Annotated in this window: 11 protein-coding genes; 7 read left to right on the forward strand and 4 right to left on the reverse strand. The window is 44.1% G+C overall.

Annotated elements, in window-relative coordinates:
- Positions 1 to 28 precede the first annotated feature (28 nt).
- Positions 29 to 937 carry a hypothetical protein gene (locus tag ACMXYR_RS09395; RefSeq protein ID WP_415901359.1) on the forward strand — a complete coding sequence of 303 codons (909 nt, stop codon included), beginning with the start codon at positions 29 to 31 and terminating at the stop codon, positions 935 to 937.
- Here ACMXYR_RS09395 and ACMXYR_RS09400 read toward each other — a convergent pair.
- The 3 genes from ACMXYR_RS09400 to panD form a co-directional block, all read right to left on the reverse strand.
- Positions 909 to 2,090: an HD domain-containing phosphohydrolase gene (locus ACMXYR_RS09400; protein WP_415901360.1), complete on the reverse strand. Its 1,182-nt coding sequence runs from the start codon at positions 2,088 to 2,090 to the stop codon at positions 909 to 911. The genes ACMXYR_RS09395 and ACMXYR_RS09400 overlap by 29 nt on opposite strands.
- A gap of 153 nt (positions 2,091 to 2,243) precedes the next feature.
- Positions 2,244 to 2,861, reverse strand: coding sequence for a bifunctional phosphoserine phosphatase/homoserine phosphotransferase ThrH (thrH, locus tag ACMXYR_RS09405; protein WP_415887833.1), 618 nt, complete (start codon positions 2,859 to 2,861; stop codon positions 2,244 to 2,246).
- 226 nt (positions 2,862 to 3,087) lie between these two features.
- Positions 3,088 to 3,522, reverse strand: coding sequence for an aspartate 1-decarboxylase (panD, locus tag ACMXYR_RS09410; RefSeq protein WP_415887832.1), 435 nt, complete (start codon positions 3,520 to 3,522; stop codon positions 3,088 to 3,090).
- A 525-nt stretch (positions 3,523 to 4,047) separates the two neighbouring features.
- On the opposite strand from panD, the gene metH reads away from it, so the two are divergent.
- The 5 genes from metH to ACMXYR_RS09435 all read left to right on the forward strand — a co-directional run bounded on the left by metH (position 4,048) and on the right by ACMXYR_RS09435 (position 12,433).
- On the forward strand, positions 4,048 to 7,734 hold the full coding sequence (gene metH, locus ACMXYR_RS09415) for a methionine synthase (protein ID WP_415903637.1): 3,687 nt from the start codon (positions 4,048 to 4,050) through the stop codon (positions 7,732 to 7,734).
- Positions 7,735 to 7,954: 220 nt separating this feature from the next.
- The gene (locus ACMXYR_RS09420; RefSeq protein WP_415901361.1) at positions 7,955 to 8,656 is read left to right on the forward strand and encodes a transporter substrate-binding domain-containing protein; all 702 of its coding nucleotides are present in this window, start codon (positions 7,955 to 7,957) and stop codon (positions 8,654 to 8,656) included.
- A 415-nt stretch (positions 8,657 to 9,071) separates the two neighbouring features.
- Positions 9,072 to 9,149 carry a hypothetical protein gene (locus ACMXYR_RS09425; protein WP_415903638.1) on the forward strand — a complete coding sequence of 26 codons (78 nt, stop codon included), beginning with the start codon at positions 9,072 to 9,074 and terminating at the stop codon, positions 9,147 to 9,149.
- Between the two features lie 266 nt (positions 9,150 to 9,415).
- On the forward strand, positions 9,416 to 10,612 hold the full coding sequence (locus ACMXYR_RS09430; RefSeq protein ID WP_415901362.1) for an FIST signal transduction protein: 1,197 nt from the start codon (positions 9,416 to 9,418) through the stop codon (positions 10,610 to 10,612).
- Between the two features lie 39 nt (positions 10,613 to 10,651).
- Complete coding sequence (locus ACMXYR_RS09435) at positions 10,652 to 12,433, forward strand: ATP-binding protein (RefSeq protein ID WP_415901363.1); 1,782 nt, start codon at positions 10,652 to 10,654, stop codon at positions 12,431 to 12,433.
- A gap of 120 nt (positions 12,434 to 12,553) precedes the next feature.
- Here ACMXYR_RS09435 and ACMXYR_RS09440 read toward each other — a convergent pair whose 3' ends face one another.
- On the reverse strand, positions 12,554 to 12,676 hold the full coding sequence (locus ACMXYR_RS09440; protein WP_415901364.1) for a hypothetical protein: 123 nt from the start codon (positions 12,674 to 12,676) through the stop codon (positions 12,554 to 12,556).
- Positions 12,677 to 13,047: 371 nt separating this feature from the next.
- On the opposite strand from ACMXYR_RS09440, the gene ACMXYR_RS09445 reads away from it, so the two are divergent.
- The gene (locus ACMXYR_RS09445; RefSeq protein WP_415896009.1) at positions 13,048 to 14,619 is read left to right on the forward strand and encodes an inorganic phosphate transporter; all 1,572 of its coding nucleotides are present in this window, start codon (positions 13,048 to 13,050) and stop codon (positions 14,617 to 14,619) included.
- Positions 14,620 to 14,701: the final 82 nt, after the last annotated feature.

Genomic DNA, 14,701 nt, shown 5'->3' on the forward strand with positions numbered 1-14,701 from the left:
GAATTGCTCTATCTCAAAAGGAAGGATCATGCAGTTCGGAAGGCTACTCTCAACCACACTTTTAATACTCTTTCTGGCTAGCCCCAAAGCTGCTGTAGCCGATCAGCATCCAATAAAAGCAGACTCTAACAAAAAGCTTAGTATTGTATGGGCTAGGACCGATTTTGCTCCAGTATTTATCTTAAAGGGCAAATACAGCAATCAAGGTATAGGCGATGAAGCGATTAAGCTATTCAAGAGAAAGCTAAAGAATTATCGCCATATCAGCGCAGACATGAGCTTAAAACGCGTACTGCAACTAGCCAAAGAAGGACAGATGATTTGCCATGTTTCTTTAGTTAATTCTAAAGAGCGCCAAAAATTTATGGATTTTAGTCGACCATTAATGCGGTTATACGCAAATGGTTTAGTCACTACAAAAGGAGCTCTACATAAATTCGGTGTCAGTGCTGATAACATCAATCCGGTTAGCCTAACTGCTCTAACCAAAAGATCAGTCTCAATCAGCATCCACGATGCAAGAGCCTACTCCGCATATATCGATGCTGTAATAAAAGACAATATTTCAAAACCCAATAGTATCTTTCATGTAAAAACTGGGCAGAAGGATCAGGAACGGCTTATTCAAATGGTTGAAAACCACCGCCTAGATGCCATGATCGGTCGACCAGAAGAAGCGCAGTTCAGTAAATTACAACACAACATTAAAGAAGACCTATATTTCGTACCGCTAGAGGGACAATCTGCGACGAGCATGGGGCATGTAGGGTGTGCTAAAGGTGAGTGGAATAAAGCTTTGATCAACACACTCAATCAAATGATCGAGAATGATAAGGAACTCAAATCGACCATCTATGATGCCTACCAAAAATGGCTACCTTCTCAGCTGAGAACACGGAGAGAAGCCTTCAACTATCCGATGATTCCACAACCGTAGCAAGATCATTCTCAGCGATAAGATCACCCATTGAGTGCAACATTAAATCCGCACTGGATGGGAATACATCCTCCAGCTTAAAAGATATCCTTTCAAACATATCTTGTAGATCTAAAAACGCATCAACAACAGCGGGATCAAAATGAGCTCCACGTCCCGAAACGATTACATCAGTAACCCTTTTATGATCTACCGCGCTTTTGTAAGGCCTACGAGAAATCATTGCATCGTACACATCAGCAACTGCCATTAAACGCGCAATCAAAGGAATATCTTCGCCTTTCAAGCCCTGCGGATACCCCTCACCATCCCAGCGCTCATGATGACTTAATGTCACTTGCTGTGCTAATTCAAGAAACCTGACCGCTTTATTGCTCGAAGCATTATCTAGCAACTGTTGTGCAGATGTCACCGCTTGATAACCCAGCACTGTATGGGTTTTCATTACACGATATTCCTCAGCACTCAATTCCCCAGGCTTTTGTAATATATGATCTGGGATACCCACTTTACCAATATCATGCAAAGCAGAGGTTTTGTAATACAACTCAATCGTTTCAGCGTCCAACTGATCGTGGTAGGCAGGGTTTTTATACAGATGCTCAGCTAACGCTTTAACATAGTGCTGCGTTCTAAGGATATGATTACCTGTAGAATGATCGCGAATTCTTGCAATGGTCGCTAGACACAAAATGGCAGCATCCTGAACCGCCAACAGCTCAGTAACATCAATAAGGCCTTTCGACTCCTCACAAGCAGCAGATTTTGCAGTTACCGAACGGGAAGTAAAATTAAGCTTTAACTTGGCCAAACTGATATAGGTTTTACACTTGGCGTTAACAACAGATGGAATAAAAGGCGGTCTTAAATAATCAGAACAACCAATCTCAATTGCTAATTCACGGTAATCTTCTTCTGAGTTATTCCATACTAAAATCACAGGAATATGAAGATGCTCATACTGCTGAATTGCCGCAATCAATTCTGACTCATCATACTGATCAATTAGGTCATGATCCAAAAGCACCAAGTCACTCTCAACACTCATTTCATTTAAGTTAGGGGATATTTCCAGTTGATAGTCCTCAGCTAAAACACCAACCAATTGGTCGGTAAGTAGAGAATTAAAACTGATTATTTTTGCATGAGGCATACAATAAATACCTTAACTAAACGAAGTAAAAGAGACTTAACCTAGAATATGTAAGGATAATATTAACAAAAACTAATAAGAAAGGCTTGGGGAGAATGCCCAAACTACCACCCAAAATGACTATTTGAGTGGCAGATTAGGTGAGAAGAGAAGTTACAGACTTAAATCGCGGTTACTTGCCTTGATAAACTCTTTCTTCAGATCTTCGTACGTGTGTACTGCTGGGAACTGAGGGAATTCAGCAATTACATTATCAGGCGCGTGGAATAAGATACCTGCTTCTGCTTGCTTAAGCATTGTCGTGTCGTTGTAAGAATCACCTGCAGAAATAACACGGTAGTTCAACAACTGGAACGCACGAACAGACTGACGCTTAGGATCTTTCTGACGCAAAGTGTAGTCAGTGATACGACCATCTTCGTCTACTTCTAGCTTATGACAAAGAAGTGTTGGGAAGCCAAGCTGACGCATTAGTGGCTGAGAGAATTCGTAGAACGTATCAGATAGGATCACAACCTGAAAACGCTCACGCAACCAGTTAACAAACTCAACTGCACCTTCTAGCGGCTCAAGCTTGCTGATTGTTTCTTGAATCTGCGGCAACTTAAGACCGTGCTCATCAAGAATGCGAAGACGCTGCTGCATTAGCTCGTCGTAACAAGGAATATCACGAGTCGTCGCTTTTAATTCTTCAATACCAGTTTCTTCAGCAAAAGCGATCCAGATTTCTGGGATCAATACCCCTTCAAGGTCAAGACATGCGAGTTCCACGTGTAACTCCTAAATAGTATTTTTGGTGTGCTTATTATGTTTGCCTAAGCAATTTTCTGGGCGCCAATTTACCCGCAATAGCCCTACCTTGCAAGGCGATATTAGGCCTAAAGATTGATACGCCAGTGGGATTAACTGCTATATAACAGGTAAAAGAAAACCCACACAAGGCGGGTTCTCTATACAAAAAAGCCACTCAGATGTGAGTGGCTTTTAGAAATCTTAATCAGATATCTTTTGGCTGAACAGGAATTGCGCGTTTCATACCTGTTAGCACGTTGCGCTGATGAAGTTCCTCATCAGTTGCGCCTACGCCGCCATCTGACTTCGCATTTTCAAAATAGCAAAGCGTTGGCTGATGGTCGTCAACCTCTTTGTCGTCCAATTGAACGTAAGAAGCGATGATCAGTAGATCACCTTTACTTGCTTTATGCGCCGCCGCACCGTTTACAGAGATAATACCGCTGTTCTCTTCTGCACGGATTGCATAAGTAGTAAAGCGTTCGCCATTGTTGATATTGTAAATATGAATCAGTTCATATTCACGAATGCCTGACTTATCAAGCAACACACCATCGATCGCACATGAACCTTCGTAGTGAAGCTCAGCGTGAGTTACTGTTACACGGTGTAGCTTGCACTTTAAGAATGTCTGCAGCATAGACTAAATCCTGCGTTTGCTCATCTGTACCAGGCTTAACCTGGTTTTCCCCTTTCGCTACCCATTCAGCTTTTGGCCGACATATCTGAGTAACACATCAACGCTGTACCTGTTTTACCCTTATTAGCAGTGTGACAGGTCAGCTAGCTCACAAAAAACGGCATTTTAACCAGTATTTTGCGCTGCACATAATACGAAAAACGTCTAAAGGACTAACATTTTTGCCCTGTTAGATAGATTCGCACTGCACAAAGGGCGGCTATTCTACCACCATCTGGGAAAATATTAAGGGGTTATTGAGCATTCTTTAGGACAAACAAAGCTAATACACCTCCTTCTAATAGACCCCGCTACCAAAGACAGTCGATTCTAGTGCTCTCAACCCCGTAAAAACGGCTGAAATTGAACGTAGTTCATCAATAGATTAACTTTCCTCACTCCCTTTCTTAACTAATTGATTTACAATAGCGTCCTTATTCTAGTAGTCGCTGATTCAGGTATTTAACTGTGACAGATAAAACTTTGATGGAAACGCTTTCAGAGAGCCTTAAAAAACGCATTATGATTCTGGATGGTGGTATGGGCACCATGATTCAGGATTACAAGCTTGAAGAAGCGGATTACCGCGGCGAGCGTTTCGCTGACTGGCATATTGAGGTTAAAGGTAATAACGACCTTTTAGTGCTAACTAAGCCAGATATCATCAAAGCGATTAACAAAGAATACCTATTGGCCGGTGCGGATATCATCGAGACCAATACCTTTAACGCGACGCAGATCGCCATGGCTGATTACGAGATGGAATCGCTCAGCCGTGAAATCAACGTAGAAGCAGCACGCCTAGCCCGCGAAGCCTGTGACGAAATTACTGCCGAAACCCCTGATCGCCCACGCTATGTAGCAGGTGTTCTTGGCCCAACAAACCGTACTTGTTCTATTTCTCCCGATGTAAACGATCCGGCGTACCGTAACGTTTCCTTCAATGAGTTAGTTGAAGCGTACACCGAATCTATCGACGGTTTGATAGAAGGTGGCTCTGATATCATCCTGATCGAAACCATCTTCGACACCCTAAATGCGAAAGCCGCTATCTACGCGGTAGAAACCTACTTCGAAGAAAACAATATCTGTTTGCCAGTGATGATCTCCGGTACGATCACTGATGCATCCGGTCGTACGCTTTCAGGTCAGACAACCGAAGCATTCTGGAACTCCGTTCGCCATGCTAAGCCAATCTCTGTAGGCCTTAACTGTGCACTAGGTCCTAATGAGCTACGTCAGTATGTAGAAGAACTGTCTCGTATTTCTGAGACTCACGTTTCTGCTCACCCTAACGCAGGTCTACCAAACGCATTTGGTGGTTACGATGAAACGCCAGAACAGATGGCCGAAGAGATTGGCGAATGGGCGCAGTCAGGCTTCTTAAATATTATCGGTGGTTGCTGTGGTACAACCCCAGCACACATCAAAGCGATTCGTGAAGCAGCCGAAAAAGCTGAGCCACGAAAGCTTCCAGATCTTCCAGTAGAGTGTCGCCTATCAGGCCTTGAGCCAATGAACATTGGCGAAGATACCCTATTCGTTAACGTTGGTGAGCGTACCAACGTTACCGGTTCTGCGATGTTCAAACGTTTGATCAAAGAGCAGGACTACGAAACAGCTCTCGATGTTGCTCGTCAACAGGTTGAGAACGGTGCCCAGATCATCGATATCAACATGGACGAAGGCATGTTGGATGCTCACGCAGCGATGGTTAAGTTCCTTAACCTAATCGCATCTGAGCCAGACATCGCTTGCGTACCAATCATGATCGACTCCTCTAAGTGGGACGTTATCGAAGCGGGTTTGCAGTGCATCCAAGGTAAAGGTGTTGTTAACTCGATCAGCCTTAAAGAAGGCGAAGAGAACTTTATCGAACAAGCGAAAAAGCTTCGCCGCTACGGTGCCGCTGTAGTCGTTATGGCCTTTGACGAAACAGGTCAGGCCGATACTTACGAGCGTAAGATCGAGATCTGTGAACGCTCCTACCGTGTCCTTGTTGATAAAGTGGGCTATCCACCAGAAGATATCATCTTCGACCCGAACATCTTCGCGGTAGCAACCGGTATCGAAGAGCACAACAACTACGCAGTCGACTTTATTCAAGCAACAGGCTGGATTAAACAGAACCTGCCATACGCGAAGATTTCCGGCGGTGTATCCAACGTATCCTTCTCCTTCCGTGGTAACAACCCAGTACGTGAAGCGATCCACTGTGTGTTCCTTTACCATGCAATTCAGCAAGGCATGGATATGGGTATCGTTAACGCTGGTCAGTTGGCGATCTACGATGATCTACCAGAAGAACTACGTTTAGCAGTAGAAGACGTTATCCAGAATACGCGTGAAGACGGCACTGAACGCCTATTGGATATTGCTGAGAAATACCGCGGCGATGGCTCTCAACAAGAAGATACTAAAACGCAAGAGTGGCGCGAGTGGGACGTTAACAAACGTCTTGAGCACGCACTGGTTAAAGGTATCACCGAATTTATCGAAGATGACACCGAAGAAGCACGTCAAAACCACGACCGCCCACTTCATGTTATTGAAGGTCCATTGATGGACGGTATGAGCGTGGTTGGCGACCTGTTTGGCGCCGGTAAGATGTTCCTACCCCAGGTAGTAAAATCTGCACGTGTAATGAAAAAAGCCGTTGCTTACCTAATGCCGTTTATCGAAGAAGAGAAAGACGGCGCGAGCAGCTCTAACGGTAAGATCGTACTAGCAACCGTTAAAGGTGACGTACACGATATAGGTAAGAACATCGTGGGGGTAGTATTGCAGTGTAACAACTACGAGATCATCGACCTTGGCGTAATGGTGCCAGCAGAAACAATCCTGCGTACTGCACGTGAAGAGAACGCTGATCTAATCGGTCTATCTGGTCTGATCACACCATCTCTAGATGAGATGGTTCACGTTGCCAAAGAGATGGAACGTCAGGAATTTAATATTCCACTACTGATCGGTGGTGCAACGACATCTAAAGCCCACACAGCGGTTAAGATCGATCCGGTATTCCATCGCGATCAAGTAGTACACGTAACCAACGCATCCCGTGCAGTAAACGTTGCTTCGAGCCTGCTAGGTGAGAAGAAAGAAGGTTACGTAAAAGAGATTCAAGAAGAGTACCAAGCGGTACGTGATCGTCACGCTGCCCGTATGAACGACAAGCGTCGTGTCACACTTGAAGCAGCACGTGAAAACAAATACCAGATCGAGTGGGATAACTACACTCCACCAGCACCGCTAAAACCGGGCATTCATGTATTTGATGATATCGCCCTAAGCGATATTCAAGAGTACTTCGACTGGACGCCGTTCTTCCACTCGTGGGAGCTAGCGGGTCGTTACCCTCGCATATTGAAAGACGAAATCATCGGTGAAGAAGCGACTCGCCTATTTGCAGATGCTCAAGCGATGCTAAAAGATCTGGTTGATCAGAAACTACTAACAGCTAAGGCTGTTGTCGGTATCTTCCCGGCAAACAGCGTTAACCACGACGATATCGAGCTATACACGGATGAAAGCCGCAGCGAAGTACTGATGCAGCTACATCACCTACGTCAACAAACTGAAAAAGTCGCTGGCAAAGCTAATATGTGTCTAACCGACTTCGTAGCTCCAAAAGAATCTGGCAAACAAGACTACCTAGGTGCCTTCGCAGTAACTACAGGTCACGGCTGTGACGAACTGGTAGAGAAATACGAAGCGGACCACGATGACTACAACTCCATCATGGTTAAAGCCTTGGCAGACCGTTTTGCCGAAGCCCTAGCTGAGATGATGCACGATAAAGTGCGTAAAGAGATCTGGGGTTATGCATCGGACGAACAGCTATCCAACGAAGACCTGATCGCCGAGAAATACAAAGGCATCCGCCCTGCTCCGGGTTACCCTGCGTGCCCAGAGCACACAGAGAAAGGCTTACTTTGGGAACTGCTAGATGTTGAGAAGAACACTGGCATGACCATCACCGACTCTTACGCAATGCTGCCAACAGCAGCCGTCAGCGGCTTCTACTTCAGCCACCCTGAATCACAATACTTCGGTGTTGCGAAAATCAGCGAAGACCAAGTAGAAAGCTACGCTAAGCGTAAAGGTATGGAAATGTCAGAAGCTGAGCGTTGGTTGGCACCTAACTTGGGTTATGAGCCGGAGGAAGGGTAACGCCTTCGGCTCAGGACGGCTTCGGCTAGAGAACGCCACTTCGTGGCTGTTAGAAAAAGCAAAAAACCGAACCTATTGGGTTCGGTTTTTTTATATTTGATAAACTCACCTGACCATAAATAAGAATGAAAAATAGCCCCTATAACCATTTATTCTTCACATCAAGCTTCATCGATTCAACTAAAATAAGCAGATATACCCCTTTGGAGAACCCATAAAAATGAATGTAGTAGCTTGGATTAAAGGGAGTAAGCCTGGAAAGGCTAATAAAAGCCTCACAATTATTTTAACTCTTCTATTTTCATTGATGCCCGCATACGGATTGACTAATGAAGATAAACCGATTCTTTGTGGTATGGCGACAGGTTACCCGCCTTTTCAGTATGTGGAACAGAATAAACTCACTGGGATTGATGTTGACGTCATAAAGTTGATTGCGAAAAGGGGAAATCTCAATTTGTCGATTAAACATGGTCATTGGGATGATATCGTCAGCTTACTTCGCTTTTCTGAATTGGATTGCGTAATAGGAATGGAGATAAATGAATTTCGACTTAAATACTTTGACTTCTCTTATCCCTATTACAATCGCTATACCGCAATTTTTGTTAAAACAGATAGAGCCGATATAACTCAAGTTAGTGATTTACATGGTCAGTTAATCTCGGGCGATAGACACTCTTTAATCGAAAACAATTGGACGAATCAACGTGTTAGAGATTCTTTCAGAATAATGCAAACTGATAGTAAGAGAGAGTCCATGAGCTTACTCAATAAAGACTTAATTTCTGCAGCTATTATGCCACGTTCAGTAGGGTATTACTTATCAAAGGATATAGGGATTAGAGTTAAGGTTTTAGAACTAAGTGAACAAGGAACTCCCGTTGGAATTTCCGTGAAAAAGGGGAACCCAAAGTTTTAAACACCATTAATAAAGCTTTACATGAGCTTATAAAGGAGGGTGAAATAGATAAACTTTATTCAACATATCAAAGAGAACTGACTGACCTCGAACCCCAAAATTAAAAGGGTAAGCATGGTTACCATAATTATGTGCAACACCAACCACTATCAGTAGTAATAACTACAGTCATTGGCTGCAGAAGCCCCTATTCTTCTCAGTAACCTTTGTATTGTATCCGCAGCATCAATTAGACGATGAACATCACGTCACAACAGCGAATCTAATCTTTCGGGTTTGGCTGGCTATCTTCTTTCTACACTTAAATGACGCAATAGAAATACCTGATATCACGATAGGAACGCACAGCGGTAATTTCATGCAGAGGATGTTTTAGTATCGCTGCACTTAGAGCCTTTTTCCTACTTTTAAGCTGATCCGTACGCGTGACGAAGAGCATATTAGTCAGGCTGATATGGTGGTTGATCTAGGGGGAAATATGACCCTGATATAGGTCGGTTTGATCATCACCAACGTGATGGTGTTAGTAAGCGTGAGAACGGTCTTCCCTATTCTTCCTTTTAATTGATTTAGCAGAAATAACTCTTTCTGAATAGGGAATTTAGGAAGCAAGAGCTCTTTATACCCCAAACGTAATACTATTTCCCTGCTCTTCAATCGGTTGATTTCCCTCAATATTAGGGGTGGGTCATGAGTTTTAAAACGTGGTATGTTTCTATACATTCTTACTGTTCTCTCAGATTGTATACCGGAGACATTATGCAGATCGCTACAGCCTTTTCACTTAATGCAGATACTACTCAGGCCGCCGCCGAGGTTTCTTCTAAGGTCATCTCTCAGCTGGGACAAAAGCCTGATCTCCTGATTGTCTATTACACAGAAATTTATCAGGCACACACTCTGACAAAAACATTAAGTGATCTGTTTCCTGATACAGCTATACATGGTTGCTCCTCCTGTCAGGGCGTGATGACACAACAGGGGTTTCATAGTGACGATGGATGCGGATTGGGTGTCTGGGCAATTTCTGATCCAGCAGGTGATTTCGGTACAGCAGCCATACCACTGTCGGAAAATCTAAAAGAGTGTGGAATGGAAGTGATTGAACGTGCAATGGAAGAGTCCGGTCGCCCCGGGGAACTACCGGATCTAATCTGGTTCAGTTCTACACCAGGCCACGAAGAAACACTGCTTGAAAGCATTCAGGAGATTGTAGGTGAAAGTGTTCCTATTGCTGGAGGTAGCGCTGCAGATAACGCAGTTATCGGCAACTGGTCTTTATTCAGTGGGGAATCATGTTACAACTCTGGTGTAGTTGTTACCCTTTTCTACCCATCGGTCAAAACCTCCTACGCATTCCATAGTGGCTACTCCCCTACCGATATTGAAGGCGTTGTTACCAAAGCTAAAGACCGCATCATTCTTGAGATTGATGGGCAACCCGCAGCAAAAGTATATAATGAATGGGCAGGCTCCCTATTCTCCGATGAGGTGCTTGACGTTGGAGGTAACATTCTGGCGAGTACCACTCTGCATCCCCTCGGACGCAGAGTAGGCTTTTCATCTGGCGTAGAACACTTCAAGCTTTCACATCCCGACTCTATTACCCCAACAGGAGGGTTAACGCTTTTCTCCGATATATCCGAAGGAGATAAACTGGTTCTTATGACAGGCTCAACAGAAAGCCTAGTTTCCCGAGCTGGTAGGGTAACGAGCGCAGCTATGAAGATGGGCGACTATGAGCATGGTGATATTAGTGGCGCTCTGGTTATCTATTGTGCCGGTTGTATGTTAACGGTCAGAGATTCAATGGAAGACGTATCCAGCTCAGTAAGCAAAGCTTTAGGAGATACATCATTTCTTGGAGCTTTTACTTTTGGGGAACAGGGGTGCATTGAGAGCAGTGGGAATGCCCACGGCAATCTGATGATCTCAACTGTTATTTTCGGCAAATAGCATAAGCTTTAAAAGTAGATAAGAAGCGCATATACACCTATGTCTGAGTCCCCAAAAAATCTAAGCTATGAAGAACTTCTAGAAAACTACACCGAGCAGGAGCGCCTCCTTGAAAAGGAGCTGCGATTAAGAAGAGAAGCAGAAGGCTTACTTGAAGGCATTCGGGTCATCAACGATTCTAGCTCTACTAAAGAGATGTTCTCGAATTTGCTAACCGTCTTACAGAATTTTATCCCTTTTGAACAGGGAATGATTTTGGTATCTGGCGACGGGGAAATCTTTACTCCTCTGATCAGCACGCTAAATGAATTCTCTGAACAACACTGGGAGGCTGACAAGCTCTTTAAACGCGTAATAGCCGGACAGGCAACCTCAATTTTCAATGTTGGCGCTGTAGTAGAATGGAAAGATTTTGTTGATAGGCACCCGGACTTAGTTAAATCCGCTATTTTATCCCCTATAAAATCTGACAGTGGGACTGCACTTTTCGTTTGTACCCACCCAAACAGATCCCATTTTACTAAAGACCATGTTCGTCTACTTGAACGCTTTTCACCGTTAACCAATCAGGCTTTGTATAACCTAGAATACAGGAAGCACTTACAAGCTGAAGTTGAGCAGCGTACTGCTGATCTGAGCATTGCCAAAGACAAAGCGGAAGCCTCTAACAAAGCTAAAAGTGAGTTCCTGGCTACAATGAGCCACGAGATTCGCACCCCGATGAACGGGATTATTGGCATGGCAACCCTGCTTGAGGATTCATCTCTGAAGAGCGAGCAACAGCAGCAAGTCTCATCAATCCTTTCTTCCGCAAAGTCCCTGTTAACTATCCTTAACGATATTCTTGATATCTCCAAGCTAGAATCCGGGCGGATGGAACTGCATCCTCAACCTTTTGAACTCCGACCATTTTTTGCTGAAGTTATTAGCCTTTTCAAACAATCAATCAGTGAAAAAGGGCTGCGCTTTATGGTGCAAATAAGCCCTGATGTAGGCAAGTTCTACCTGGGTGATGACAGCAGATTGCGTCAGGTACTCGTTAACCTCGTTGGAAATGCACTCAAATTTACTGAGGAAGGAGACATTTGTGTCCGAATCAACCGATTGTCTTCACAAAATGGGCCAGACATACTTCGCTTTGAGGTAGAAGATACAGGTATTGGTATACCAGATCATGCAAAGTCCCTTTTATTTAATAACTTCACTCAGGCAGATTCCTCTATATCCCGACAGTTTGGCGGGACCGGCTTAGGTCTGGTTATCTGTAAACGAATTATCGAACTTATGCAGGGAACGATCAATTTTTCCAGTGAACAAGGTAAAGGCTCATGTTTCTGGTTTACCCTTGCGCTGCAGGAAGCTACAGGCAATGTAGCGGCTCATTCTCAAGAGAATAAATCATTAGCTCTAAACATACAGGATTCAAGGAAAACACCCTCCGATAAAACTGAATTTTCAATTCTGGTCGCTGAAGATAATGAAATCAATCAAGAAGTGATTTCTAAATTACTGGAAAAAAATGGCCTTCGATCTGACATAGCTTGCGATGGAATAGATGCACTTAAAAAGCTTCAAAGTGACCACTATGATCTGGTCCTAATGGACATGCAGATGCCTAATATGGATGGGTTGGAAGCAACAAGGCAGATTAGAATACTCCCCCAGCCACAAAGATCAGTTCCAATTATTGCCTTAACGGCTAATGCAATGCATGAAGATCAGGAGGCCTGCAAAGAAGCTGGTATGAATGACTTTATCGCCAAACCCATTGATCCTGATCAGCTCACTGTAACGCTACATAAATGGTTACGGAGAAACTGACGCGATCTCTAGCGCCCTAGCCATTTACTTCACCTGCGGTTTTATCTCTTCCCTAGATATCGCTTTGGCATCGCCAAGTGACAAAGCATCATGACGACTTTCGGCTAATTCTTTCCAAGCTTACTCAGCATCTTCATCTTGAGCTGAATGCAGTGATTCAATCAGACGATGAGCCACAAGCGCCTTCTCCTTTGGGGATAAGGAATCTATCTCATCAATAACTCTTTCGAATGCAGCAGACATAGAGCCTCCTATTCATTTCTGCTCTCAGTCTAGTATTAGGGTAAATTCAAATCGCATAGCAAGGGATTTAAAAGGACGGCTGCGGCTAGAGAACGCCACTTCGCGGCTGTTCGTTATTAGAGGCTAGTGGCTAAGAAAAACCATTGCTCCGATCCCCCCTTTAAAAATCTGACTCCCTTTTACCAAAAACTCACCTTCTCGGATTTATTTAATACTTGTTTTATTGATCTACTCAATGGTTTTAAGCCATGCAGAAAGTTAAATTTGTTAATCATATATTTCTATTTTGTGACGAACGGAACACTTCGGGGCTACATGATAATTCCTGAAAATTCGTCCATTAAGGCGTAAACCTGAGGAGTAAAACGGAAGTGGATATCAACCAACTCGACAAACTAGAGCAGGCCACACTCTTCGGCAGACCTGAAATCGTCAGGCTGGGCTACGCAATCCTATTTATTGTAGGGGTCATTATGTACAGTTACTCGACAGTGGGTAACGTTCCAAACGGAATAATGCTTGTTGCTGCTGCCATGATCGGTGGTTATATGGCGATGAATATCGGTGCTAATGATGTGGCAAACAACGTAGGTCCAGCCGTTGGTTCCAAGGCATTATCATTGACCGGCGCCATTATCATTGCTGCAGTTTTCGAAGCTGCGGGGGCATTGCTGGCCGGTGGTGATGTAGTTAGTACCATCAAAAAAGGGATCATCAATCCTGAAATAATTCAGGATGCGGATACGTTTATCTGGCTAATGATGGCTGCCCTTCTCTCTGCAGCAATATGGCTTAATATCGCCACGTCATTAGGTGCACCTGTTTCGACTACCCACTCCATTGTGGGTGGCGTATTAGGTGCCGGTATGGCTGCAGGTGGTGTTGCCGTCGCCAACTGGGACAAAATGGGCATGATTGCCGCCAGCTGGGTTATCTCCCCTGTAATGGGTGGAGTAATTGCTGCATCTTTCCTAATGCTGATCAAAAAGAACATTACTTATCAGACCGACATGATCACCGCAGCCAAAAAATGGGTGCCTATTTTAGTTACTGTCATGGCTTGGGCATTCTCTACTTACTTGGCCCTGAAAGGTCTGAAGAAAATCTGGAAACTAGACTTTACCACTGCTGCATTAATTGGCGCTTTAGCGGCTGTCGTTGTCTATGTAATTGTAAAACCCATGATTAGATCCGCCGCCGATAAACTTGAAAACACTAAAGATTCCGTGAACTCTTTATTCACAATCCCATTAATCTTTGCCGCAGCACTGTTGAGCTTTGCTCATGGTGCGAATGACGTTGCCAATGCTGTTGGTCCACTTGCAGCCATAAATGATGCCATTATGAGTGGTGAAGTATCTGCCAAGGCCAGCATTCCAATATGGGTAATGATGATTGGTGCCCTTGGTATTGCGCTCGGCTTAGCCTTATACGGCCCGAAACTGATCAAAACGGTGGGTTCCGAAATCACTGAACTTAACCAGATGCGTGCTTTCTCTATTGCAATGGCAGCAGCGATTACCGTAATCATCGCTTCCCAGCTAGGGCTGCCAGTATCTTCAACCCATATTGCCGTTGGTGGTGTTTTCGGTGTTGGCTTCTTGCGTGAGTATTTGAAAGCCAACTATGCGAAGAAAATCGCAGAGATACACGCACATCATCCAGAAGAGGATGAAGAGAAAGTCCAGCAATTCATCGAGACATTCGAGAATGCGAGCATCGAAGAAAAAGGCCTGCTGCTCAAACAGCTAAAAGAGCACAAAGCGTCTGCTGAACTGAACAAGAAAGAGCGTAAAAGCCTGAAGAAAATCTACCGTACAGAGTTAGTTAAACGGTCGGCATTGTTAAAAATCGCTGCAGCCTGGGTCATCACCGTCCCTGCGGCAGGCATCATGGCAGCCATTCTTTTCTTCACATTACGAGGAATGATGCTAGAAATATAGAGATAGCCTATTTTTCAATAAGTTAAATTCTAATTGTAATTCTACCTTTTAGACTGGTTATATTTTAAAAATCGAAAGGGGC

It is taken from the genome of Neptuniibacter sp. QD29_5, assembly GCF_047778125.1.
GTDB lineage: Bacteria > Pseudomonadota > Gammaproteobacteria > Pseudomonadales > Balneatricaceae > Neptuniibacter.

Coding starts and splice junctions, on each gene's coding strand:
- ACMXYR_RS09440 (WP_415901364.1), bottom strand. CDS start 12,676: ATGTCTGCTGCATTCGAAAGAGTTATTGATGAGATAGATTCCTTATCC.
- ACMXYR_RS09435 (WP_415901363.1), top strand. CDS start 10,652: ATGTCTGAGTCCCCAAAAAATCTAAGCTATGAAGAACTTCTAGAAAAC.
- ACMXYR_RS09430 (WP_415901362.1), top strand. CDS start 9,416: ATGCAGATCGCTACAGCCTTTTCACTTAATGCAGATACTACTCAGGCC.
- ACMXYR_RS09395 (WP_415901359.1), top strand. CDS start 29: ATGCAGTTCGGAAGGCTACTCTCAACCACACTTTTAATACTCTTTCTG.
- ACMXYR_RS09420 (WP_415901361.1), top strand. CDS start 7,955: ATGAATGTAGTAGCTTGGATTAAAGGGAGTAAGCCTGGAAAGGCTAAT.
- panD (WP_415887832.1), bottom strand. CDS start 3,522: ATGCTGCAGACATTCTTAAAGTGCAAGCTACACCGTGTAACAGTAACT.
- metH (WP_415903637.1), top strand. CDS start 4,048: ATGGAAACGCTTTCAGAGAGCCTTAAAAAACGCATTATGATTCTGGAT.
- ACMXYR_RS09400 (WP_415901360.1), bottom strand. CDS start 2,090: ATGCCTCATGCAAAAATAATCAGTTTTAATTCTCTACTTACCGACCAA.